We start from the raw sequence: 23,736 nt of genomic DNA, 5'->3' as shown, positions 1-23,736 counted from the left end.
AGTGTAAGGGACGCCTTACACTGTTACTTAAATCTTGCTGAGCCTACAAAGATAAGGCTTCATGCCGAAATCAAGCACCCCATTTCGTATGGGGTGCTTTTCGTTATGCAATAGGAGGTAAAAATGACTTGGAGAATTGTACATATTCATCAGAGTGAAAAAATGCGTTTAAAGTTAGATAATCTAGTTATAAAAAAACAGGGAGAAGAGTTTACAGTTCCATTAAGTGATATTTCAATTATTGTTGCTGAAGGAGGTGATACAGTTGTTACACTGCGCCTATTGAGTACACTCAGCAAGTATAATATTGCTCTGATAGTCTGTGATAACCAACATTTGCCTACAGGTATTTATCATTCACAGAATGGACATTTTAGAGCCTATAAAAAATTACAGGCTCAATTAGCCTGGTCCCAGCAACAGAAGGATAGGTTATGGCAGATTATAACCTATTTCAAAATAGGGAATCAACAGGACGTTCTAGCGATGTTAGAGAAAGATTTGGGAACAATTCAATTATTAGCAGATTATAGAGATCACATTGAGCTTGGAGATAAAACGAATCGAGAGGGACATGCAGCCAAAGTTTATTTTAATGAATTGTTTGGGAAAAAATTTGTTCGTCTCACCCAACAAGAAACAGATACAATCAATGCTGGTTTGAATTATGGTTATGCTATCTTCAGAGCTCAACTGGCTCGAATCGTTGCAGATTATGGCTTAAATGCTTTAATTGGTATTTTTCATAAAAACGAATACAATCAGTTTAATTTAGTCGATGATTTAATGGAGCCTTTTAGGCAAATTGTTGATGTGTGGGTATATTATCATTTAAAAGAAGCAGATTTTTTGACTTATGAGCATCGTTTGGAGTTGACAAATTTATTAAATGCTAAAGTGAGATATGGGAAAGAAAATTGTAGCGTTACGGTAGCGATGGACAAATTTGTCAAAGGATTTATTCGCTGTATCGAAGATAAAGAGACCAATCAATTTTTCTGTCCTATTGTTTCAAGTTTAGAAATGGAGAAGTCATGAGGTACGATGCAATGAGACTATTATGCTTTTTTGATTTACCGATGGAAACTGCTCAAGAGAAGAGACAATATCGTTTGTTTCGGAAAGAATTGATTGCGAACGGCTTTGAAATGTTACAATTTTCCGTATACTATCGGACTTGTCCCAATAGAAGTTTTGCAAGTAAATTTTATAAGAAATTACAACAAAGTTATTTGCCTGCTGGAAATGTCAGATTATTAGCTGTTACAGAAAAGCAATTTTCAGAGATGGTATTGATAGTAGGTGGTAAAACAAAACAAGAAGAAACTGTCAGTGATAAAAAGTTGGTGATTATATGAATTTGTTTTTTACTCATCATACCCTTGGTAGGATTCCAATTCATTTTGGTCAGTTTACTCAGATTGTCGGTCAAAATCAAGAATTAAAATATTATATCTGGCAGTTACTCATTTGGTATCTTGATGGCAAAAAATATAGAGAGGAAGATTTAACTCTTTTTCAACAAGCTGAGCCTGAAATTTTTTTAGATGAGACTGTTTTGAAGCGAAATGCATTTCAAATCATTTCTATTTCAGATGTGAGAGATATTGTAGAGCAGATGTCTTACAAGAAGGGGACAATTGGTTTTTCTTACCTTTCTTCTAAAATACAATGTATTGAGATAATGGAAGAACTAGAAACGATCAACCATCATTTACAAAAAACTGCTCAAAAAGTAAGTGCAAATATTGATTTAGTCATTGATGATACTTGTTACGAAGTTGGAAATATGGACGTTACTCCTGAACAAATAGTGACAAAACAATTGGTACCCTACTTTAAGAAGAAGTTTGATTCAATTGCTTTTGAGTTTGTTCCTAATGAAAATAAGTTATGGTTTCTACTACAAATGATGGATTATTTACTTGAGAAACAAACTAAGCCGATATTACTTGTTTTCAAAAATATGGATGATTATTTGGGCTATTCTTCTTTTACAAGAATCGCTCAACACTTAGAAGTGCTCTGTCGAAAATATCCATATTTTCATGTTATGATATTTCCTTCTCAAGAGGGATATCTATACTTAAATGAAAGCACGATTGAAACGGTGAATATTTTAGCAGATCAAATTGAGCATTATCCAGCACTTGAATTTCTATATGAGCGCTATAAGGTCTCTTATCCTTCCAATAATCCATTAGACAAACAAGAGTTTTTGACTTCTCTGCGAAAAGTTAGTTCCTATTTGTTTTGCTCTGAGATAAGCGAAGTGGTTAGTCTGTCATATAGAGATCTACTGACGTTAAAGATCATAAATACCCTTTATCAGTATGATACAAAGCCAAAATTTGAGAAATATTCCTTGTCTGTCTTGGAAGAAAATTATCTTAATACCTAAAGTTGACAAGTATTTTGATAGGGATTATAATTGGAATAAGAGAGTATAAAAATCATTTGAGGTTTTTGTACTCTCAAGATTTAAGTAACAGTAAAACGTTCCTTCTCTCATTTATCCACCTCAAATTGTTTTTGTACTCTCAAGATTTAAGTAACAGTAAAACAAAAACACCCCAAAATAGGCCAAAAACACCGTTTTTGTACTCTCAAGATTTAAGTAACAGTAAAACACTTAATGAAGCAGAGCATTGAACTTGCCAGTTTTTGTACTCTCAAGATTTAAGTAACAGTAAAACGTTTTTGCTTTTCAGAAACTATCGGCATTAGTTTTTGTACTCTCAAGATTTAAGTAACAGTAAAACTTAGCAAGAGATAGATAATTCAGCCGATCTGTTTTTGTACTCTCAAGATTTAAGTAACAGTAAAACAACATTGCATTATTTTGTGCTATTGGGATAGTTTTTGTACTCTCAAGATTTAAGTAACAGTAAAACTATGTACGAAACACTTACAGTAACAGAACAGTTTTTGTACTCTCAAGATTTAAGTAACAGTAAAACTACTGGGATAGTAGTGGTGCATCAGAGCGAGTTTTTGTACTCTCAAGATTTAAGTAACAGTAAAACATACTATAATCAAATCAAATACAAAGGAGAGTTTTTGTACTCTCAAGATTTAAGTAACAGTCCCCTCTAAGGTCATTGATTTCTTGACCTTGTTTTTGTCTTCTTAAAATGAAGACAAACTTTTTGTTTTGCCCTGAAATGTAATTTTAAAAGGCTTTTGAATGAAAGAAGAAGCGATTTATTTCTTCGTTGAAGATCGCTTTTTTAATGTCGCGATTTCTTTGAAACAACAACTTTAAATTTTTAGTAATCATGTTTTGCTTTTTCTATGATAAAGTAATGAAACTGTTATGCCGTTGTAGTGAGTGTTTTTCAAAATTCTTAGAAAATGATAGAATGTTACCATGACTATATAGATAATAAAATACTTTTGTCTCATAAGGAAAACTATAACAACTTCTCAATACTTTGCGGTCTTTTCCAGTTGTTCTCAGAAAATGCAATAAGTGCCTATAGGATGATCGCTTCTATTTGGCTTATCACTATAGAAAGAATATCATGATCTTATTCGTAGTGTAAAAAAAGAAGTAAACCTTTCTATCTTGTAATGTAAGATAATTTGTCGACCTTTTGTTGATACAAAACTTAATTATATTTTAATTTGCAGGGCTAATCTCTATGGAGTATGATTATAACATAGTAGTAAAAATAATTTTTAAGCTCACTATAAATTTTTTTAGTGTTATAATGTATTTGTAAAAATGATAGAAGTTAGCAAGTAATGGATTTTACTAGCATTCAACAAGCTTGCTGCTAACCCGTCTGTTAAGAAAGAACAAGAAACATTTTTTAGGAAAATGTGATATTATTACAATGTTCTTGCTACATCTCAATAGTAATAGGCATACTTGCTCATACTCTATCTTTACGAGTAGCCAAGAAGAGAAGAAGGGAAAACACGAATGGTTTATATCATAGCAGAAATTGGATGCAACCATAATGGTGATGTCCACCTCGCAAAGAAAATGGTTGATGTCGCGGTTCAATGTGGAGTTGATGCGGTAAAATTCCAAACCTTTAAAGCAGAAAAATTGATCTCAAAATATGCCCCTAAAGCAGAGTATCAGAAAGAGACTACAGGAGAAAAAGATTCGCAACTGGAAATGACTCGCCGATTGGAGTTGAGTTTCGATGAATATTTGGAGCTGCGTGACTATTGTCTCTCCAAGCATGTTGATGTATTTTCGACACCTTTTGATGAAGAATCACTTGATTTTTTGATTTCAACCAATATGCCTGTTTATAAGATTCCATCGGGAGAGATTACGAATTTGCCTTACTTGGAAAAGATTGGTAAGCAAGGGAAAAAGGTTATCTTGTCAACCGGAATGGCAGCCATAGAGGAGATTCATCGAGCTGTAGGTATTTTGAGAGAAAATGGAACAACTGATATTTCTATTTTACACTGTACAACGGAGTATCCAGCTCCCTATCGCTCCCTCCATTTAAATGTGCTGACGACCTTAAAGAAAGAGTTTCCCAATGCATCCATTGGGTATTCGGATCATAGTATCGGATCGGAAGTTCCAATTGCAGCAGTGGCACTAGGAGCTAGTATCATAGAAAAACATTTTACCTTGGACAATGCTATGGAAGGTCCTGACCATAGGGCCAGTGCTACTCCGGAAGTTTTATCGGATTTGGTAAAGGGGGTTCGCATCATTGAACAAGCTTTGGGAAGAAGTGAAAAAATTCCAGATCCTGTAGAAGAAAAGAATAAAATTGTTGCTCGCAAGTCTATAGTGGCTAAAAAAGATATTAAAAAAGGCGATATTTTTTCTGTAGACAATATTACCGTTAAACGGCCAGGAGATGGAATATCTCCTATGAAATGGTATGATATTTTAGGTAAGGTGAGTGAGGCAGATTTTGAAGTGGATCAAAATATCATACATAGTGATTTTGCGAATCAGTTATAATGTGAGGGAGTAATGAAAAAAATTTGTTTTGTGACTGGTTCGCGCGCTGAATATGGGATTATGCGTCGTTTGTTGACCAGGCTAGATCAGGATGAGGATATCCAGTTGGATTTAGTTGTGACGGCCATGCATCTTGAGGAGAAATATGGCTATACACTCACAGATATTGAACGAGATGGTTTTACCATTACCAAGAAAATTTACTTGCAGCTGACAGATACTTCTAAGGCAACGATTGCACATTCTCTAGCTACTTTGACAGATGGTCTGATTGATGTTTTTTCTAGTGAACAATATGATTTAGTGATCATCCTTGGTGATCGGTATGAAATGTTACCAGTCGCAAATGTGGCGCTTATATTTACTGTTCCAATTTGTCATATTCACGGTGGGGAAAAAACGTTGGGAAACTTTGATGAGTCGATTCGGCATGCTATTACAAAAATGAGTCATCTTCATCTGACATCTACCGAGGAGTTCAGAAAAAGGGTCATACAGCTTGGAGAATCACCGCAACGGGTAAAACATATTGGAAGTATGGGAGTTGAAAATGTTTTATTGCAGGATTTCCTATCCAAAGAAGAATTGTCGTGCTTATTGAACATTGAGTTGGAAGAAAATTACTATGTGGTACTGTTTCATCCTGTCACTCTTGAAAACCAGACCGCGGTATCCCAAACAGAAGCCCTTGTGGAGGCTCTAAAGAAAACAGGAACACAATGCATTGTTATTGGATCCAATTCAGATACATCGTCAGATGCTATTATGCAGGTTTTACACTCCTTTGTGGAGGAGAATGTTTCGCGTCATTTGTTTTCTTCTTTGCCGACGAAATACTTCCATTCGTTGGTAAAGCATTCTAAAGGTCTGTTAGGAAATTCTTCCTCAGGCTTAATTGAAGTTCCTTCGTTACGAGTTCCGACTCTCAATATAGGAAATCGCCAGCTAGGCAGGGTATCAGGGCCAAGTGTTTGCCATGTCGGCACTAGAACAGCTGATATTGTTTCAGGACTAGATGCGCTTGAAAAAATAAGTGATTTTACAAATCCCTATGAAAAAGCAGATTCGTCATTTTTAGCTTATAGTGCTATCAAAGAGTTTTTAACCGCTGGCGATGTGGTCATGAAAGATTTTTATGATTTGAAATGTGATGAGGAGATAATATGAAGAAAGTTGCCTTTCTCGGTGCTGGAACCTTTTCAGATGGAGTTTTACCCTTTTTAGATCTTACCATGTATGAATTTGTTGGATATTTTGATGATAAACCGATAAAGGAATATAGACGGTATCCTATTTTAGGGAAGCTTTCTGAAAGTGTATCATTCTTAGAAAAAGGATTGATTGACTGTGTCTTTATTACAATTGGGGATAATGAGAAGAGAAAAGAAGTTTTTGAACTAGTCGCAGAGAACCATTATTCTGCTATTGTAAATATTATCAGTCCCCATTCCAATGTATTTTCAAAAGATAGCATCAAAGGGAGGGGAATCTTTTTGGGTTTTTCCAGTTTTATTGGCTCAGAGTCCGTTGTATATGATAACTGTATTATCAATACAGGTGCGATAATTGAACATCATTCAGTCATTGGCCCGCATTGCAACATTGCCCCAGGTTCAACCGTTAATGGTCTCTGCCAAATAGGAGAAGGAACCTATGTTGGTAGTGGTGCGGTCATTATTCAATGTATCAGCATCCATCCCTTTACTACCATAGGGGCTGGCTGTGTTGTTGTTAGAAATATTTTGGAATCGGGTACCTATGTTGGTGTGCCTGCAAAAAAGATAAAATAGAGGTGCGCTATGGAACCAGTTTGTATCATTCCCGCCCGATCTGGGTCAAAAGGATTACCAAATAAAAATATGTTATTTTTAGATGGAAAGCCTATGATTTTCCATACAATCCATGCCGCAATTGAGTCAGGATGTTTTAAGAAAGAAAATATTTTTGTGAGTACAGATTCTGAGCACTATAAAAAAATATGCGAAACAACAGGAGTATCTGTTCTCATGAGACCCAAGGAATTGGCCACAGAGTTTGCCACCTCCTATCAGGTAAACAAGCATTTTTTAGAGCCCTTTCCAGAGGATCAAGTATTTGTCCTACTCCAAGTTACCTCACCCTTGAGAACGGGGAGACATATCCAAGAAGCATTCGCTCTGTATCTAAATGGGGAGGCAGACCATGTAGTGAGTTTTACTAAGGTTGATAAATCTCCAACCTTATTTACAACTTTGGATGAGGGATCTTATATAAAAGATAGTGTTGGGTTGGGGAAAAACTATAGAAGGCAAGACGAGAAGCTCCTTTACTATCCTAATGGAGCTATATATATAAGCTCTAAAAATGCCTATTTAAGAGATGAAACGTACTTTTCGGAGAAAACTCAGGCCTATCTGATGAAAAAAGAAGATTCAGTGGATGTGGATGATCGTTTTGATTTTATGGCAGTTATTGGTCGTATTTATTTTGATTATCAAAAGCGAGAAAAGAAAAACAGCCGTTTTTATGCGGAAAAGATTGAAAAGTTAGTTCATAAACAGAGTCAGGATAATATAATTTTAGGAGATAGTCGTCTTTTAAATCTTTCATTGGAAGGATTTGATAATCTAAGTATAGGGGGGATAACGTTCAACACGCTTTTGGATAATATAGATCAGCTTCTCACAAAAAAACTCCACACAGTCATCATTTCATTGGGAATAAATGATTTTATCGTTGGATATGATTTAGAAACGATTGAGCATAATGTGGATCGTCTGTTCAACATACTGAATGACCATTGTCAATCTCTCTATGTTACCACGATTGCTTATTCTTTGTTTAGAGATGGTGTTAACAATGAAGATGTGAAGAAAATCAATGAATTTATTTTAGACAAGACTGAAAAAATGGGACTTTATTGTATTGACTTAAATGAAACAATGGCAGAAGAAGGTCATTTAAAATATGAGTACACCAGTGATGGGATACATTATAACGAGTCAGGGCAAGAGGTGGTAAATAGGATGATTGGTTTATCTACCTGTATTTAATTTATTTACTTTTAGTTTTTGAACAGGAATATCAGAGAAAGTATTATTTTTGCCGGAGGAAATTTGTGCAGTATGCGAGTTGCATTGCAGCTTTTTACGAAGTCCATAAAATGTTCTCAGCTAATTTTCCAGTATGCTTGGCGGTAACAGCAGGTTGTCGTATGCTACTAAGATGGAATAGAGCAGGTGCTTGGATTGATAGTTCTCAATAAATAGAATAATAGTAAAAACCCTTTAGGTTAATGCCTAAAGGGTTCTTGTTACTGTAGAGAGATAGTCAATTTTGTGTGAATAACCTGCGTAAAGCTATTCGGACCAGAATGTAGCGGCAATGTCTTGTCCTTGTTTGATTTTATTCCATTGTTGTGGAATAGCTAATTCATTTCCTGAGTCACATGAAGCAAAGCCGCACTGGTGTGAGAGGTAGAGTCGGTCCTTAGGAATGATTTTGCTGGCTTCTTCCAATAGTTTGTAAACTCGTTTTTCATCATCTAGATCGGAAGTTTTGCTGGAAAGTAAGCCCAGTACGACTTCAACATCCTTATCACGTAAGCTCTCTAAGGCTTTTAAGTCACCTGCGCGCTCGTCATCCCACTCAAGGAAAAAGCGGTCATATTTTTGGTCGCGAAGGAATTTTTCAGCTATGGCTTCGTAGGTACCATTAGCCGCAGCTCGGCTTTCATAGTTCCCACGACAATTGTGAGTCCAAACGGTTAAACCGATTTCATGTCCATAATCTATGATGGTATTGTTGATAGAAATAAATTCATCAGCCAATGCAGCTAAGGCTTCGGAATCATCTTGTGGCAGAAATGGAACAGGGTTGGCAGGGTCAAATAGTTCCCAGAGACAATCGTCAAACTGAATAATGCTTCCGCCGGCTTCTTTGTATTCTACTAAGAATTCCTTATAGGCTGCCAACAAGCCCTCTTTTAAATCCTCACGTGTCTTATAAATTTTATCAGCTCCTACCTGTCCATTGAAGAGGACAAGTTCAGTGAAAGCATGAGCCGGACCCCAGACAGTCAACTTGGTGTCGCTGTTGCCAGCCAGTTTGTTAACAGTTTTGTAAATGTCAATGAAATGGTGATTTTTAGCAGATAAGGGTCCTGTGATAGATAGACCAATATCTTTGCGAGTTTCAAAAATCTGACCGTTGTGGTCTTTGAAAGGATAGCCATGTTCAGCAATATAGCGCTTGATTCCCTGGAATCCCCAGATGAAATCAAGGTGCCACATGGACTTGGAAAACTCCCCATCCGTTATGACATCAATGCCGTTTGCTTTTTGTTCAGCAATAATTGCTTCAATAGCAGCAGTTTCTGTCTCCTGATAACCATCAAAAGCATCGTAGAATGGATATTGAATATCATCACGATATTCAATCTTGCGTTTAAATTCTTTTAAGTTTGATGGTCGGAGGAGTGAACCGACGAGCTGGAATCTTGAAGTTGTCATTATTTCTCTCTCTTTCAATTTAGTAGTGAAACTATTCTAACTCAGATTACTGTATTTGAAAAATAGTTATTTTTATACTACATCCATAGCTAGAAACTATAACAACAGAAAATTACATGCTTAAAACTTTTTCTCATTTGTCAACTATGGTATAATCAAAAGTGTTGAAATCCGAACGTTAGGAAATTTAGGAGAAAAATGATGAAAAAACAATCACCATTTATGGTAGCTGGTATTGTTATGCTGGGAGTGGTTATGCGCGCCCCTTTCACTGCTTTACCAGCTATTTTGACGGATGTAGCAGTAGGACTTGGAGTAGAAGTTAGCTCATTGGGGATTCTGACTTCTATTCCACTGATTATGTTTGCTCTCTGTTCTTCTTTAGCACCTCGTCTGGCAGCTAAGTTTGGTATGGAAAAACTGATGGCTATTGTTCTTTTGGTTATGGTTGTTGGTTCAGGCATGCGGGTCTTGAACTTACCGGCGCTTTATGTTGGTACCATGCTTATTGGTGCTACCATTGCTTTTATAAATGTTCTGTTACCAAGTCTAGTTGCAGCTAATTTTCCTCAAAAGATAGGTCTATACACTACTGTCTACATTACTCTTATGGGGGTGGCCGCCACTTTTGCTTCAATGGTTGCGGTACCGATTGTTTCGGCTAGTTCTTGGGAGTTCTTCATTTACCTGATTTCGGGATTGGTTCTTTTGGCTTTCCTCATTTGGCTACCTAATATTCAACAGAATCACACATTTGCAAGTGATTCTCAGGAAGAAAAGGTAGTCTCCATCTGGAAGAATAAGGCGGCTTTGGCCTTTCTTATCTTTGCAGGTCTGCAATCTGTGCTTTACTATACAGAAATCACCTGGCTACCAACGATTGCACAATCGGTTGGTTTTAGTAAGGCAGAGGCGGGTTTGATGGCTGGTTTGTTCAATATGACAGCCATTCCGATGTCTATGATTATTCCGGCAATTTTATCACGCCAGACGAGAGTTACAAGACGCAATAGCATGTTGGCTATTTCTGCTGTAACCTTATTAGGTCTGTTCATGATGGCCTTTATTCCTACTAATCTATTTCTCTGGTCTGCACTGCATATAATCCTCAGCTTTTCAAATGGGGCACTCTTCCCTTACATGATGTTGAGTTTTTCCTTGAAGACAAGTAATAGTCAAGCGACTGCTCAATTGTCAGGAATGGTTCAGACAGGGGGCTATCTCATTGCAGCTCTTGGTCCGGGATTGTTGGGATATAGTTTTCCGATCTTTGGTAGTTGGTTACCGTTAATGATTGCTCTTGCCATTGTAACGCTTGCTATGATGTGGACCATTGTATTGATTGAGAAGAAAGATATTATTCTGTAATGCTTTTAGGAAATTAAAATGATGATGGCGATTTGATTTTTTTGAGTATTCCTTAAGTTGTTTGATAAGTCAATGTTTTTATGCGAATAAAAAAGCTGGAACATTTCCAGCTTTTTAGTGTGCTACTCGTTTGCGAGCAGCTTTTTTACGATTTTCCTCAATGAAAGCTTCTTTCTTTTCTTCTGGTTCGATGATTGTCTTATGAACGGTGAAGATAGCGCCTGCTGCAAGGGCAACAGTTGAAAGAACACCTGTCAAGAAACCTTTGCCAAAACCTTTAGCCATAGTGAATTCTCCTTTACTTATGTTATAATAGATTCTAGCGGAAAAACAAAATATTTTCAAGGAAAAAGATGAAAACTAAAGTAATTGTGGTCGTAGGACCGACAGCGGTTGGAAAGACTGCCCTAGGAATAGAGTTGGCTCAGCGCTACAATGGTGAAATTATCAGTGGTGATAGCCAGCAAGTCTATCGCAAGCTAGACATTGGCACTGCCAAAGCTAGTTTAGAGGAGCAAGCGGCAGCTGTCCACCATTTGATAGATGTCCGAGATGTGGCAGAAGGTTATTCGGTTTATGAATTTGTGAAGGAAGCTAAGATGTTGATTGCCGACATAGTTAGTCGGGGTAAACTTCCTATCATTGTAGGAGGAACGGGACTTTACATCCAGAGTCTCCTTGAGGGTTACCATCTGGGAGGGCAGGTTAATCAAGAAGAAGTTCTTGCCTATCGAAAAGAGCTTGCTCTCTTTTCAGACGAGATTTTAGTGACAATGGCAGAGCAGGCAGGTTTGTCAGTTCAAGATAGCAGTCGTCGGAGGATGGTTCGTGGATTAGAGTTAAAAAAATTCGGTAAGAATTTAGAAAATACAGAGTCGGACTATGAGCCTATCTATATTTGTTTGACGGATGACAGGCAGGTTCTTTATGATCGGATCAATCAGAGAGTGGATAAGATGATGGCTCAAGGCCTATTAGAAGAAGTAACTTGGCTCTATCAAAATTATCCGACTTCTCAGGCAGCTATGGGAATCGGTTATAAGGAGATTTTTCCTTACTTGGCTGGAGAGTGTAGCTTGGATGAAGCACTTGATAAGGTCAAGCAAAATAGTCGTCGTTTTGCTAAACGCCAATTAACATGGTTTAGAAATCGCATGCACGTCCCATTTTATTCCGTTGGATGCTCACATTACAAGGATACTATTTTCACCGCTGTGGAGGAATTTTTAGATGATTGAAACGCAAAAAGACCAAGAACGTGTTCTCTTAGTCGGGGTGGAATTGCAGCAGACAGACAATTTCGAGATGTCTATGGAGGAGTTGGCTAGTCTGGCGAAAACAGCGGGTGCCTTGGTTAAGGGAGTCTATACTCAAAAACGTGAAAAATATGACAGTAAGACCTTTGTTGGTTCTGGAAAACTAGATGAGATTGCTCAAATGGTTAGAGCTGATGAGATTGACATGGTGATTGTTAATCATCGTCTAACCCCGCGACAAAATATTAACCTAGAAGACGTTCTCGGTGTCAAAGTTATTGACCGTATGCAGTTGATTTTAGATATTTTTGCTATGCGTGCTCGGAGTCATGAGGGAAAATTGCAGGTACACCTCGCCCAGCTCAAGTACATGTTACCTCGTCTCATTGGTCAGGGAATTATGCTCAGTCGGCAGGCTGGGGGAATCGGTTCTCGTGGTCCGGGAGAAAGTCAGTTGGAGCTAAATCGCCGGAGTATCCGTAACCAGATTCATGACATTGAACGTCAGCTAAAGATAGTAGAGAAAAACCGTGCTACTGTTCGTGAGCGTCGCCTGCAATCAGGAGTCTTCAAGATAGGCCTGATTGGCTATACTAACGCTGGTAAGTCTACCATAATGAATGCTATGACAGACAAGAGACAGTATGAAGCTGATGAACTCTTTGCGACACTGGATGCCACGACCAAGCAGATCAACTTGTCTGGTAAATTCAATGTAACCTTGACCGATACAGTTGGTTTCATTCAGGACTTGCCAACGGAGTTGATTTCTGCTTTCAAGTCTACTTTGGAGGAGTCTATAAATGTGGACCTCTTACTTCATGTCATTGATGCTTCTGATCCGAATCATAGTGAGCAAGAGAGGGTAGTCTTGGATATTCTCAAAGACTTAGATATGCTGGATATTCCTCGCTTAGCTCTTTATAATAAGTTGGATAAGACAGATGATCATTTTACTCCTAGTCAGTTTCCTCATGTAATGCTATCGGCTAAGGCTGAAAATGCCAAAAGGCATATTCAGATGATGGTTTTGGCAAAGATAAAGACCATGTTTGAGCCATTTGAGGTCAGAGTTCCTTTGACTCAAGCTTATCAATTACATGATTTATCCGCACTGGCTTTGATTGATAAAAGAAGCTATGAAGACGATGTCGAAGTAGTTTCGGGCTATATCGCCTCTACAAATAAATGGAAGTTGGAAGAATTGTATGATAGATTACCTTGATTTAGCTCTTAAATACGGTGGTTTTACCAGTCTTGATAAGGTTTATCTGGACAGGAAATTGGCTGGTTTAACAGATCAACAAAAGCTTGACTTTATCACACCACCCCCTTCTGTGGTCAATGCCTATTTTGCAGAAATGTATCAAAAGCGGGGGGCTAAACAGGCGACAGATTATTTTTTTAACCTATCTCTGGAGTTGGGCTTGATTCAGGAAAATCCTTCCTTTGCAGAAGAGAAACCTTTTATCCGCCTCAATTTGTCCGGCAAATCTTTTGGTTTTTCCTACGTAAGAACTGATGGTTTGAGTCAGATTTTTTCAGAGCATGAGGAAGAAGTCACCGATAGTCTGCTCTTTGAAATTGCTCAAATCTTTCCGCACTATGTTATTTTTGTAGAGAATGGAAAGATTTTCATGCAATATAATGCATTCGATGATAATCAGTTGATGGAACAGGAAACAGATTACCTCCTGACTCAGGTAGCTAGTTCTACTAGCTTGGTAAAACTATCTGGACTCAATCAGGATGAGATCATGGAAGTGGCAGAAATTTACTCTGGTAGACAGTATTTTGCGTGGTCTGGTCGTTCTGCTGTCTTATATATAGAAATTTAGAAGGGAAGCAATGCAAATTCAATTTTTAGGTACGGGGGCGGGGCAGCCCTCTAAGGCTCGTAATGTATCCAGTTTGGCCTTAAAACTTTTAGATGAAATCAATCAGGTTTGGCTCTTTGATTGTGGAGAAGGGACACAGAATCAGATTTTGGAGACAACCATTCGCCCTCGTAAAGTAGCAAAAATTTTTATTACTCACCTACATGGTGATCATATTTTTGGCTTACCTGGTTTTTTATCTAGTCGATCTTTCCAGTCTAGTGAAGAACAGACGGATATTGACATTTATGGTCCGGTGGGAATCCGTTCTTTTGTCCTAGGCAGTCTCAGGGTTTCTGGTTCTCGCCTACCTTATCGGATTCATTTTCATGAATTTGATGTAGATACCGTTGGACAGGTTTTGGATACAGATAAATTCACGGTATTTGCTGAAAAACTAGATCATACAATTCCTTGTGTCGGGTATCGTGTTATCCAGAAAGATTTGGAAGGAACATTGGATGCAGAAGCTCTTCGTGCGGCGGGTGTACCATTTGGTCCTCTCTTTGGAAAAATCAAAAATGGAGAAAATGTTACGTTGGACGACGGAACTGAAATTATAGCTAGTGATTACGTTTCACCACCACGTCCGGGGAAGGTAGTGACGATTTTAGGTGATACGCGCAAGTGTCATGCGAGTGTGCGCTTAGCGGTCAATGCAGATGTTTTGGTTCATGAATCGACCTATGGTAAGGGTGATGAACAGATTGCACGTAAGCATGGACATTCGACCAATATGGAAGCGGCACAGGTGGCCAAAGAAGCGGGAGTAAAGCAACTTCTCCTAAATCATATTAGCCCGCGTTTCCTGTCTAAAGATATTAGCCGTCTTAGGAAGGACGCGAGCACAATTTTTGAAAATGTTTATGTTGTCAAGGACTTAGAGGAAGTAGAGCTATGAGGACGATTTTGATAACGGGTGCTTCTGGTGGTTTAGCACAGGCAATGGTACCCATGCTCAAAGATGATTTTCTGATTTTGTTGGGACGGAATCGGGGAAAAATAATGGAGCTTTATACTTATCATGAGAAAAAAGCTGTCTATGATGTGGATATTCGAGATGAAGCAGCTCTGACAGCCTTCTTGGATGAGCTGGATGGTCAACATGGACAGATTGATATCTTGGTCAATAACGCCGGTTATGCTGTTTATGATGATTTTGAGAACTTTTCTAGCCAGCAGGTGCAGGACATGTTTGACATCAATACTTTTTCTCTAATGACTCTATGTCGCTTGGTTGGCAAGCGGATGAAAGCTAGGCGAAGTGGCCATATTATCAATATTGTTTCTATGTCAGGTCTCATCGCTTCAGCTAAATCATCAGTTTATTCAGCAACAAAGTTTGCGGCCATAGGCTTTTCCAATACCATTCGATTAGAATTGGCCAAGTACGGCGTAGCTGTTACAACAGTCAATCCAGGCCCAATTGCAACTGGTTTTTTCGACCAAGCAGATCCTGATGGAAGTTATCAAGAAAGTGTAAAGGCTTTCTTATTACAGCCTGACTATGTGGCTAAGAAAATTGTGGCAGCTATGGGAACGAAAAAGCGTGATGTCAATCTGCCGTGGACTTTGGCAGCAGCGCATAAGCTCTATACCCTCTTTCCGCAGATAGCTGATTATTTAGCTAGGACAATCTTTTCCCTAAAATAAAGAACGCCGAATCTTTGAATTGCCCTCCAAAAGTTAGACCAACAATCTAACAACTGGAATGCAGTTCATGTTTATTCGGCGTTTTTTTATTAGTATTTTATTTACTTATTGCTGCGTTCTTTTTTACGAAAGATAATTGTGCCTAGTAACAGACTACCCAATGCAATAGCAATATAGTTTGTTTGTGAGCCAGTTCGAGGCAACTGTTTTTGACTAGAGCCGGTCTGTTTGACTAATAGTGTAGCTTTAGACTCTTCAGTGTTTTCCTCTTTGATAGGTTGTGGCACTAGAATCTCTACAGGAGGAAGATCTTCCAAGGTTGCTAACTGGCTACCAAAGAGGGCATTGGATACCCAACGGAAGAAGTGTACGGGATGGACCTTATTGGTTGGGTTACCAGCATAGATGAAGACTGGGTAACCTTGATGATTACCGGCAATCGCAACAACCTTATTGGCTAATTTTTCATAACCAGGCCACCAACCTGCAATATAGTAATCTTTATCAGCAATTTTGACGAGAGTTTTGAAACCTTCAGGGATACCTTCGATCCAATTACCGGAGTTTGAGTAGAAAAGACCGTTCATTGCATAACCACTAGTTAGAGGATGTTTATCATCAATAATGGCTCGCATAAGTCCTTCATGGTCACTGCCATTTGCAAATTGTTCAGCATTGAATCCCGCTAAAATTCCTAATTTTTCTAGTTTTTGCATAGCACCACCGCCAACAATGATGACAGGTTTCTTACCGAATACACTAGCATCAAATTGATCGGATTCAAGGATAATGGCGTCTGCCTCATCTGCAGTTTTTACAACTTCGAATCCCATACGCTCTGCAGCAAGAGCAGAATTGGCTAAAATTGCAAAATCTCCAGCCCAACTGTAAGAATGTGATGGTGCATAGACCTTCATTGGTTTTAATTCTTGTCCAACAGGTTTCTTATAAAGTGGTTCACCATAAAGAGCATAGTGTTCCAGTAGCTGACTGAATTGGCTGGTTTCCATAATGTAACCATCCTCTGTCAAGTAGACCTTGGCCCCTGATTTGATAGCTTGATTGATAGCTTGAACAGCACTTTCAGAGGTATTTGCAACGATGTAATAAGGAGCCTTATGATCGATTTCTGTAGTGCGCGGTGCTTTGGTCCAAGTAATGCTTCCTAATTTTCCATTAAAAGCATCCTGATCGAAAATAGCTTTCGCTGTGAAGCCTTTCATATTTGGGAAATTGACAACTAATTCAGCATACATTGCCCCCCAAGCAGATTCATTTGAACCGGAATAGAGGACATGGTTGGCAAATCCGCGTTTGGCTTGAGCCATATCAACGACCAAGTCCCCTCTGTGGAAGTTTCCGACATCCTCGGTCAATTCTTTGACAACAACACCATTGCGATTGAAGTACTCAATCATTTTAAATGCTTCTTGCATATCATTGTTTTTGTCAAGTGTCATAGGAATGACATAGTAGTCTGGGAAGAATTTTGGCTGATTCTTTTTCACACGACCAACTATCTTGCCATCAGGACCGACTAATTCAGCTTCGGCTTTTGGATCTTCAACTTTGTTAACGCCACGAGAGTAGTACTTGAGGCGCATTTCCATCAGACTGTCTGGTTTAGTTGCCATATTGTGAATGCCACCTAAAACTGCAAAAAATCCAGCTTTGAATGATTCTTGATTGCTTTCAGGAATTTCGATTGTATGACCTAAGATACCATGATACATTGCATAGACAGCAGTATAGCCGGAAAAGGAATCATCCCAACCATCTCCCCAGTGTACTTTTGGAATGGTGTAGCGTGTATATTTAGAATTGGCAACTCCAGCTCGTCCCATTTCATGAGCTTTTTCCAACATTATATTTGCTAGTAAGTCATACTCAAAGTTCGGATCATGAGGTGGAGTGGCAGGTTCAATGAGGAAACCAGATACAAAGCCATGAATATCCAAGACGGATATTGGATTCCACTTGTGAATTTGACGGACAATCGCTTGAGTTTCAGGATTGACCTGGAAACCAGCGTCTCGATTAGGGTCCAAGCCATTTACGAGAGAACGAAGATTTTTAACATCGCCATCAGGATTTTCTGTAAAGTTAAACAGGAAAATAAATTTATCTAGCAAGTCTGAAACTTTTAAATTCAGAGTAATCGGTTTACCGTTTGCATCTGTAGATGGGAAGGTAATGGTATCCTTTTGTGCAAAGTCACGGAAAAGACTGGTTACTACATCAATACCAGGCTGCTCATCAGCATGGGTATTGTTGATTAAGATAGGTAGTTTGTAGTCGAAAGTACCAGCTTTTAAGTTTTGTAACATCTGATCAGGCTGGGTAAGCATGAGAGGTGTTGTTTCATTAAGATACTTATCAATACTTGCTTGGTCTTTAGCCACAATGGCCATTTTTATCTCACGATTTTCAGCGGATTTACCAATCGTATCAATGGTCACGAGACGATCTTTGGCAGCAGCATTCTTAGTTTCTTCTATCTCTGCAAGCATTTCGTCGTGGGTACGATAAGCCTCATAGGGGCGGAAATGAAGGGTTTTAGTGATAGTCAACTTTCCATCTATACTGGTACCTTCTAAAACGAGGTCCTTCATGTGCTGGCGGTAGGTACGGCGAATATTACTTGGAGTTCGTTTGCTTAAATCCTCACCGAATAAAGCTGCCAAATGAATGTTCAAATGAAGTTGGTCATTCTGTCTACTTTCTTCAACGGTGATGAATGAATCTCCTGTAAAGTTCCCTTTTTCTAGGTTCCAAGTTTTCCATTCTGAAATTGGTTTGCCATCCAATTTCCATTCGATTTTTTCAGTGGTGGTGTTTGCTAGAGGGACAGTTTCTGTTATACTAGCAGTCTCGGACAAATAAACAGTCTCTGTTTTAAGATTGACAATGGTTGTATTTGAGGCTGTACTTTGTGTTTCTGCAACTGGTTGATTAGTTTTTTCAGTAGTATCTTGTGTAGATTCATCAGTTGACTTGTTTACTTCGGCAGTGCTTTTTTCCATTTCCGTAGAAGCGGGGGTAGGGGGTGTCGTAGTTGCCTCCTCAACTTGTTTTTCTACGGGGGTCTCCTCGGAAGGATTGGCAGCTTTTTTATCGGGGTTAGCTTCAGTTGGTGCTGGAACTAGCGTCTCACTTGAAGCAGGCAGGACAGCATCTTCTGTATTTGCAAAGACATTGGCCTGTGTGATGGAAGCAGCCAAAAGAGCTGTTGAAGCAAGTAAAAGTTGATTCAACAGTTTCCTTTTATGTGAAAGTTTCATAGGAACTTCCTCCTTTATGAAATAATGTACAGTGTAATAGATTGGACGGGATATTTTTCAAATATATTTTACCAAAAAAGAAAGGGGCTGACAATCCTAATTGAATATATCTATATATTCAAAATTTTCGGAAAGATTTGCTTGATATGATCATTTATTTAAGATAGGATATTTGATTAAAATTTGTTATAATGGAAAAAAAACTTGGAAGGGCGATGTATGGAGAAAATTTGGAAAATAATTTACAGTAGGGCCTTTATTGTCATCAGCTTACTAGCTTTGACCATCTTTCTAGTTTTATGGCTGGTGGGTTCTGCAGCGATTTATGTCCCTGCTTTACTGATAGTTATGCAACTTTGCTCGATCGTTGTTGCTATTTCTATCATCAATCGTCCCATGAATACGAGTTTTAAGTTAACATGGATCATCTTTGTGATTGGTCTTCCGATTTTCGGTGCTCTTTTCTATTTTATTTTGCAATCAAATATTGAAACCAAGCGCTATCGAAAAAATTTTCAGAAGCAGGCGCAACGTCTAAGAGAATATAGTAAGACATCTGAGCAGGTGATGAAAGCTTTGGAGAGAGAAGATAGGGAGCAGCTAAAGTTGGCCCATTATATGAGTGAGTATGTCGGTTACCCTATCCATACCAATACAGATGCTGTTTATTTTTCAACAGGACAGGCCAAGTTTGAGGTTCTAGTAGAAGAATTAAAAAAAGCAGAGCAGTATATTTTTATGGAATATTACATCGTGGATATGGGGTACATGTGGGATTCCATTTTGGAAATTTTAAAGGAAAAAGTGGCGCAGGGAGTTGAAGTCCGTTTTATGTATGATGGTATGAATTCACTGACGAATCTTCCCTATACCTACTATAAAACTTTGAGAAAATATGGTATTAAGGCCAAGGTTTTTTCACAAATTATCCCTGCATTATCAACTGTTCAGAATAACCGTGACCACCGGAAAATTGCAATCATTGATGGTAAGGTTGCTTTTACAGGTGGAGTCAACATTGCGGATGAATACATCAATAAAAAATCGCGCTTTGGTTACTGGAAGGATGCCGCTATTATGATTAAGGGAGAAGCGGTTGCCAATTTTACCCTCATGTTTCTACAAATGTGGAACTACAATGAAAAGGGGGAGACAGATGACCTTAAATACCTCAAACCCTATAAAGTGTTAGACAAAGGGAACGTTGATATAGGAGGTTTCTTTTTGCCCTATGGTGAAAATCCCTTTGATGGTGAAGCTGTGGCTAAGCGGGTATGCTTAGATATGATTCAATCAGCTACAGACTATATCTACATCATGACACCTTATCTAGTTTTAGATGATGAAATGATTGATAATCTGACTTACGCTGCAAAACGTGGGGTAGAGGTGCGGATCTTACTACCTCATATCTATGATAAGAAGTCAGCTTACCTGGCAGCTAGAACGGATTTTCCAGTCTATCTAGAAGCAGGGATTGAGATTTATGAGTTTAAACCAGGCTTCGTCCACTCAAAGGTTGTTCTGGTTGACGATAAAAAAGCAACTGTCGGAACAGTTAATATGGATTTTCGTTCTTTCTATCTTAATTTTGAATGTGGTCTTTACATTTACAATCATTCAGCGGTCTTAACAGCGATAAAAGAAGATTTTAATCAGTCTTTTAAAAAATCCCAACGTATCAATTTGCTGACCTTTGACAAGACTTATTCTTGGTATAAACGCCTCAGTGGAGCCTTATTTCGGATTATTTCGCCCCTGCTCTGAGGTGAAAATGATACAATGGTAGGACAGCTTATCTTCCATGAACACCAGAAAGCTGAAGATAACGTTTGTTCGGCAAATCGTACATAGGTAAAATTCTCTTAAATGTATAAGGAAGCTTGAAAAAAATATCATTTTTGAATAAGGAGTAAAAATGTGATTAAACCACAATATGACTGGCAGTTGTTGACCAGCTCTTCCAGTGAACAATTTACTAAACTAGCTAAAAAAGAAGGTCTGGACCCAGTAGCTGCTAAGTTACTTTACGATCGGGGTATTCATACATCGGAAGATCTACATACATTTCTACACCCTAGCCTAGATGATTTGCACGATCCTTATTTACTTCACGATATGGACAAGGCTGTTGATAGGATTCGTCGGGCCATAGAAGATTACGAACAGATTCTGATTTATGGAGACTATGATGCAGATGGCATGACTGCAACATCGATATTAAAGGAGGTTTTAGAGGAACTAGGTGCAGAAGTTCAGGTCTATCTGCCCAATCGCTTTACAGATGGCTATGGGCCTAACCTATCAGTTTACAAGTATTTTATTGAGCAGCAGGGAGTCTCACTTATTGTGACGGTGGACAATGGAGTAGCAGGGCATGAAGCTATTGCTTATGCCCAAGAAAAAGGGGTTGATGTTGTCGTAACTGATCACCACTCTTTACAAGAGACTCTGCCAAATGCCTATGCAATTATCCATCCAGAACATCCAGATGGTTCGTATCCTTTCAAACAATTGGCTGGTTGTGGTGTTGCTTTCAAATTGGCCTGTGCTCTTTTGGAGACAGTTCATGCTGACTTGCTGGATCTTGTGGCTATTGGAACTATTGCTGATATGGTTAGCCTAACAGATGAAAACCGTGTGATGGTCAAGTATGGTTTGTCTCTTCTTAGGCAGACAGAACGTGTTGGTTTGCAAGAACTGATAAAGATAGCAGGCATTGATGTGGCTAGTCTTGATGAAGAGACCGTTGGCTTTCAGCTCGCTCCCCGCCTCAATGCTCTTGGTCGATTAGATGACCCTAATCCGGCAGTGGAATTATTGACAGGTTTTGATGAGGAGCAAGCCTACGAAATTGCTCTTTTGATTGATAGTAAAAATACAGAGCGAAAAGATGTGGTTCAGGCTATCTATGATGAAGCTAGGACCATGATTCGCAGTGATAGACCAGTTCAAGTCCTAGCTAGAGAAGGCTGGAATCCAGGAGTACTTGGAATCGTTGCAGGACGTCTACTGGAAGAATTACAACAACCTGTTATTGTATTGTCAATCGAAGCAGATAAGGCTAAAGGTTCGGCTCGTTCTACTGAAGCTATTGATATTTTCCAAGCTCTAAAGGATCATCAGGACCTTTTTATCGCCTTTGGAGGACATGCGGGTGCGGCCGGAATGACCTTGGAAGTAGATAAACTAGGTGTACTATCTGAAACATTAGCGACCTACATAAGAGAAAATAATTTGGATCAACCTAGTAGGTCTCCGCTGGTTTTAGACGAAGAGTTGGACCTAGAAGAACTGACTATGGAAACTCTCAAATCGTTTGGTAAACTGGCTCCCTACGGTATGGATAATAAAAAACCAGTCTTTTACCTCAAAGATTTTCAAGTGGAATCTGCACGAACCATGGGACAAAATAATGCCCATCTCAAACTGCGGGTCACCAAAGGGACAGCAACTTTTGATGTGGTCGCATTCGGCAGAGGGAATCTAGCCTTGGAATTTTCTCAGGCCAAGCAGTTAGAATTAGCGGTTACCTTGTCTGTCAATCAATGGAATGGTAATACTAGTCTTCAATTGATGCTGGTTGATGCGCGTGTTGTTGGTATTCAACTCTATAATATTCGTGGCAAACAGCATCCATTACCAACAGGCATCCCTATCTTGGATTTGGAACATCCACCTACAGATGAAAAGGCCATTGTCTTGGTTAGTTTACCAGAGGAAATAGAGAGTCTGCGCAGCTATTTTCAAAAGACAAAATTTGAAGCGGTCTACTTTAAGAATGAAATGGCTACACCCTACTATTTGGATGGTTATGGCAGCCGAGATCAGTTTGCGAGGCTCTATAAGACTATCCACCAGTTCGATGAGTTTGATGTTCGTTATAAATTAAAAGATTTGGCCGGTTACTTGAAAATCAAAGATAGTCTGTTAATCAAGATGATTCAAATTTTCCAAGAATTGGAATTTGTCACGATTACAAATGGTATAATGCGTGTTAACAAAACAGCCCAGAAGAAGGAACTTTCGGAGAGTCAAATCTATCAAAACTTAAAAAAAACAGTCATCCAGCAAGAGCTGATGGCTCTTGGAACAGTTCAAGAAATCTATGATTGGCTATGCGGACGAGGATGATTGACTAACACATTCCTCAGTTAATCTCTCTTCAAAACTTGCAATTTTTGAAGAGGGCAACAATGATGATAAAAGCCAATGGGTTTGAAAATTAGTGAGTTGCTATCTATCATTTTTATTTTCTCTAGGTGTGCAGTGTACCAAAATACAAATTCATGGTATAATGAAGAGTAAAATATTATTTTTAAAAGAGAGAAAAAAATGAATTTAAAAGATTACATTGCAACCATTCCCAACTATCCAAAAGAGGGAATCGAATTTCGTGATATTAGCCCATTGATGGCTGATGGGAATGCTTACAGCTATGCTATACGTGAGATTGTACAATATGCAACTGATAAACAAATCGATATGATCGTTGGCCCGGAGGCGCGTGGTTTTATTGTTGGATGTCCAGTTGCATTTGAATTGGGGATTGGTTTTGCACCAGTTCGTAAGCCAGGCAAATTACCGCGTGAGGTTATCTCAGCAGATTATGAGAAAGAGTACGGTGTAGATACACTTACCATGCATGCAGATGCCATAAAACCAGGACAGCGTGTCTTGATTGTTGATGACTTATTGGCGACTGGTGGTACCGTCAAGGCAACGATTGAAATGATTGAAAAACTTGGAGGTATTGTAGCTGGTTGTGCCTTCCTGATTGAGCTAGATGATTTGAATGGTCGTGAAGCTATTGGAGATTATGACTATAAGGTCTTAATGCATTATTAGTATTCAGATATAGCTAAA

Annotated in this window: 19 protein-coding genes and 1 CRISPR repeat array; of the genes, 16 read left to right on the top strand and 3 right to left on the bottom strand. The window is 38.7% G+C overall.

The window, feature by feature from the left end; genetic code table 11:
- Nucleotides 1-123 precede the first annotated feature (123 nt).
- The 7 genes from cas1 to SR187_RS06280 all read left to right on the top strand — a co-directional run bounded on the left by cas1 (nt 124) and on the right by SR187_RS06280 (nt 7,977).
- Entirely contained in the window at nt 124-1,038 is a 915-nt protein-coding gene (gene cas1 / locus SR187_RS06310; protein ID WP_120171879.1) for a type II CRISPR-associated endonuclease Cas1, read from the top strand.
- Nucleotides 1,035-1,358: a CRISPR-associated endonuclease Cas2 gene (gene cas2 / locus SR187_RS06305; RefSeq protein ID WP_024531942.1), complete on the top strand. Its 324-nt coding sequence runs from the start codon at nt 1,035-1,037 to the stop codon at nt 1,356-1,358. Before cas1 ends, cas2 begins: the two co-directional genes overlap by 4 nt.
- Nucleotides 1,355-2,401, top strand: a complete 1,047-nt coding sequence (csn2-St, locus tag SR187_RS06300) for a CRISPR-associated protein Csn2-St (RefSeq protein WP_120171878.1) — start codon at nt 1,355-1,357, stop codon at nt 2,399-2,401. The genes cas2 and csn2-St overlap by 4 nt, the downstream gene beginning before the upstream one ends.
- A gap of 61 nt (nt 2,402-2,462) precedes the next feature.
- Nucleotides 2,463-3,092: direct repeats of the CRISPR family, unit length 36 nt; unit sequence GTTTTTGTACTCTCAAGATTTAAGTAACAGTAAAAC.
- An 836-nt stretch (nt 3,093-3,928) separates the two neighbouring features.
- Nucleotides 3,929-4,945 (top strand): N-acetylneuraminate synthase, encoded by a 1,017-nt coding sequence (gene neuB, locus SR187_RS06295; RefSeq protein WP_120171877.1) that lies wholly within the window; start codon nt 3,929-3,931, stop codon nt 4,943-4,945.
- 12 nt (nt 4,946-4,957) lie between these two features.
- A complete protein-coding gene (gene neuC / locus SR187_RS06290) occupies nt 4,958-6,112 on the top strand; it encodes a UDP-N-acetylglucosamine 2-epimerase (protein ID WP_120171876.1) in 1,155 nt (384 codons plus the stop codon).
- The gene (locus SR187_RS06285; protein ID WP_120171875.1) at nt 6,109-6,735 is read left to right on the top strand and encodes an acetyltransferase; all 627 of its coding nucleotides are present in this window, start codon (nt 6,109-6,111) and stop codon (nt 6,733-6,735) included. The genes neuC and SR187_RS06285 overlap by 4 nt, the downstream gene beginning before the upstream one ends.
- A gap of 9 nt (nt 6,736-6,744) precedes the next feature.
- Nucleotides 6,745-7,977 (top strand): cytidylyltransferase domain-containing protein, encoded by a 1,233-nt coding sequence (locus tag SR187_RS06280; protein WP_120171874.1) that lies wholly within the window; start codon nt 6,745-6,747, stop codon nt 7,975-7,977.
- Between the two features lie 306 nt (nt 7,978-8,283).
- Here SR187_RS06280 and SR187_RS06275 read toward each other — a convergent pair whose 3' ends face one another.
- The gene (locus SR187_RS06275; protein WP_120171873.1) at nt 8,284-9,435 is read right to left on the bottom strand and encodes a cobalamin-independent methionine synthase II family protein; all 1,152 of its coding nucleotides are present in this window, start codon (nt 9,433-9,435) and stop codon (nt 8,284-8,286) included.
- 201 nt (nt 9,436-9,636) lie between these two features.
- On the opposite strand from SR187_RS06275, the gene SR187_RS06270 reads away from it, so the two are divergent.
- Entirely contained in the window at nt 9,637-10,803 is a 1,167-nt protein-coding gene (locus SR187_RS06270) for an MFS transporter (RefSeq protein ID WP_120171872.1), read from the top strand.
- A 114-nt stretch (nt 10,804-10,917) separates the two neighbouring features.
- Here SR187_RS06270 and SR187_RS06265 read toward each other — a convergent pair whose 3' ends face one another.
- The gene (locus tag SR187_RS06265) at nt 10,918-11,088 is read right to left on the bottom strand and encodes a DUF3042 family protein (RefSeq protein ID WP_032502441.1); all 171 of its coding nucleotides are present in this window, start codon (nt 11,086-11,088) and stop codon (nt 10,918-10,920) included.
- A gap of 68 nt (nt 11,089-11,156) precedes the next feature.
- On the opposite strand from SR187_RS06265, the gene miaA reads away from it, so the two are divergent.
- From miaA to SR187_RS06240, 5 genes are read left to right on the top strand one after another with little or no spacing between them, the layout of a single operon-like run.
- Complete coding sequence (miaA, locus tag SR187_RS06260; protein WP_120171871.1) at nt 11,157-12,041, top strand: tRNA (adenosine(37)-N6)-dimethylallyltransferase MiaA; 885 nt, start codon at nt 11,157-11,159, stop codon at nt 12,039-12,041.
- Complete coding sequence (gene hflX, locus SR187_RS06255) at nt 12,034-13,284, top strand: GTPase HflX (RefSeq protein ID WP_024531951.1); 1,251 nt, start codon at nt 12,034-12,036, stop codon at nt 13,282-13,284. The genes miaA and hflX overlap by 8 nt, the downstream gene beginning before the upstream one ends.
- Nucleotides 13,268-13,897, top strand: coding sequence for a cystathionine beta-lyase (locus SR187_RS06250; RefSeq protein ID WP_120171870.1), 630 nt, complete (start codon nt 13,268-13,270; stop codon nt 13,895-13,897). Before hflX ends, SR187_RS06250 begins: the two co-directional genes overlap by 17 nt.
- Nucleotides 13,898-13,907: 10 nt before the next feature.
- Nucleotides 13,908-14,837 (top strand): ribonuclease Z, encoded by a 930-nt coding sequence (gene rnz / locus SR187_RS06245; protein WP_024531953.1) that lies wholly within the window; start codon nt 13,908-13,910, stop codon nt 14,835-14,837.
- The gene (locus tag SR187_RS06240; RefSeq protein WP_120171869.1) at nt 14,834-15,589 is read left to right on the top strand and encodes an SDR family NAD(P)-dependent oxidoreductase; all 756 of its coding nucleotides are present in this window, start codon (nt 14,834-14,836) and stop codon (nt 15,587-15,589) included. The genes rnz and SR187_RS06240 overlap by 4 nt, the downstream gene beginning before the upstream one ends.
- A gap of 101 nt (nt 15,590-15,690) precedes the next feature.
- Here SR187_RS06240 and SR187_RS06235 read toward each other — a convergent pair whose 3' ends face one another.
- On the bottom strand, nt 15,691-18,870 hold the full coding sequence (locus tag SR187_RS06235) for a M14 family zinc carboxypeptidase (protein WP_120171868.1): 3,180 nt from the start codon (nt 18,868-18,870) through the stop codon (nt 15,691-15,693).
- Nucleotides 18,871-19,089: 219 nt separating this feature from the next.
- On the opposite strand from SR187_RS06235, the gene cls reads away from it, so the two are divergent.
- From cls to SR187_RS06220, 3 genes are all read left to right on the top strand, one after another.
- Nucleotides 19,090-20,637 carry a cardiolipin synthase gene (gene cls / locus SR187_RS06230; protein ID WP_024531956.1) on the top strand — a complete coding sequence of 516 codons (1,548 nt, stop codon included), beginning with the start codon at nt 19,090-19,092 and terminating at the stop codon, nt 20,635-20,637.
- A gap of 153 nt (nt 20,638-20,790) precedes the next feature.
- Nucleotides 20,791-23,004, top strand: a complete 2,214-nt coding sequence (gene recJ / locus SR187_RS06225; protein WP_120171867.1) for a single-stranded-DNA-specific exonuclease RecJ — start codon at nt 20,791-20,793, stop codon at nt 23,002-23,004.
- Nucleotides 23,005-23,205: 201 nt separating this feature from the next.
- A complete protein-coding gene (locus SR187_RS06220; protein WP_024531958.1) occupies nt 23,206-23,718 on the top strand; it encodes an adenine phosphoribosyltransferase in 513 nt (170 codons plus the stop codon).
- Nucleotides 23,719-23,736 lie beyond the last annotated feature (18 nt).

It is taken from the genome of Streptococcus ruminantium, assembly GCF_003609975.1.
In the GTDB taxonomy this organism is placed as follows: Bacteria; Bacillota; Bacilli; order Lactobacillales; family Streptococcaceae; genus Streptococcus; species Streptococcus ruminantium.
This window is presented reverse-complemented; position numbering and strand designations above follow the sequence as displayed.

Excerpts from the sequence above, each read along its gene's own strand:
- SR187_RS06250 (WP_120171870.1), top strand. The coding sequence starts at position 13,268 with ATGATAGATTACCTTGATTTAGCTCTTAAATACGGTGGTTTTACCAGT.
- SR187_RS06235 (WP_120171868.1), bottom strand. The coding sequence starts at position 18,870 with ATGAAACTTTCACATAAAAGGAAACTGTTGAATCAACTTTTACTTGCT.
- SR187_RS06275 (WP_120171873.1), bottom strand. The coding sequence starts at position 9,435 with ATGACAACTTCAAGATTCCAGCTCGTCGGTTCACTCCTCCGACCATCA.
- SR187_RS06280 (WP_120171874.1), top strand. The coding sequence starts at position 6,745 with ATGGAACCAGTTTGTATCATTCCCGCCCGATCTGGGTCAAAAGGATTA.
- SR187_RS06220 (WP_024531958.1), top strand. The coding sequence starts at position 23,206 with ATGAATTTAAAAGATTACATTGCAACCATTCCCAACTATCCAAAAGAG.
- SR187_RS06285 (WP_120171875.1), top strand. The coding sequence starts at position 6,109 with ATGAAGAAAGTTGCCTTTCTCGGTGCTGGAACCTTTTCAGATGGAGTT.
- hflX (WP_024531951.1), top strand. The coding sequence starts at position 12,034 with ATGATTGAAACGCAAAAAGACCAAGAACGTGTTCTCTTAGTCGGGGTG.
- SR187_RS06240 (WP_120171869.1), top strand. The coding sequence starts at position 14,834 with ATGAGGACGATTTTGATAACGGGTGCTTCTGGTGGTTTAGCACAGGCA.
- SR187_RS06265 (WP_032502441.1), bottom strand. The coding sequence starts at position 11,088 with ATGGCTAAAGGTTTTGGCAAAGGTTTCTTGACAGGTGTTCTTTCAACT.
- SR187_RS06270 (WP_120171872.1), top strand. The coding sequence starts at position 9,637 with ATGAAAAAACAATCACCATTTATGGTAGCTGGTATTGTTATGCTGGGA.
- miaA (WP_120171871.1), top strand. The coding sequence starts at position 11,157 with ATGAAAACTAAAGTAATTGTGGTCGTAGGACCGACAGCGGTTGGAAAG.
- cas1 (WP_120171879.1), top strand. The coding sequence starts at position 124 with ATGACTTGGAGAATTGTACATATTCATCAGAGTGAAAAAATGCGTTTA.
- neuC (WP_120171876.1), top strand. The coding sequence starts at position 4,958 with ATGAAAAAAATTTGTTTTGTGACTGGTTCGCGCGCTGAATATGGGATT.
- cls (WP_024531956.1), top strand. The coding sequence starts at position 19,090 with ATGGAGAAAATTTGGAAAATAATTTACAGTAGGGCCTTTATTGTCATC.
- rnz (WP_024531953.1), top strand. The coding sequence starts at position 13,908 with ATGCAAATTCAATTTTTAGGTACGGGGGCGGGGCAGCCCTCTAAGGCT.
- cas2 (WP_024531942.1), top strand. The coding sequence starts at position 1,035 with ATGAGGTACGATGCAATGAGACTATTATGCTTTTTTGATTTACCGATG.
- csn2-St (WP_120171878.1), top strand. The coding sequence starts at position 1,355 with ATGAATTTGTTTTTTACTCATCATACCCTTGGTAGGATTCCAATTCAT.
- neuB (WP_120171877.1), top strand. The coding sequence starts at position 3,929 with ATGGTTTATATCATAGCAGAAATTGGATGCAACCATAATGGTGATGTC.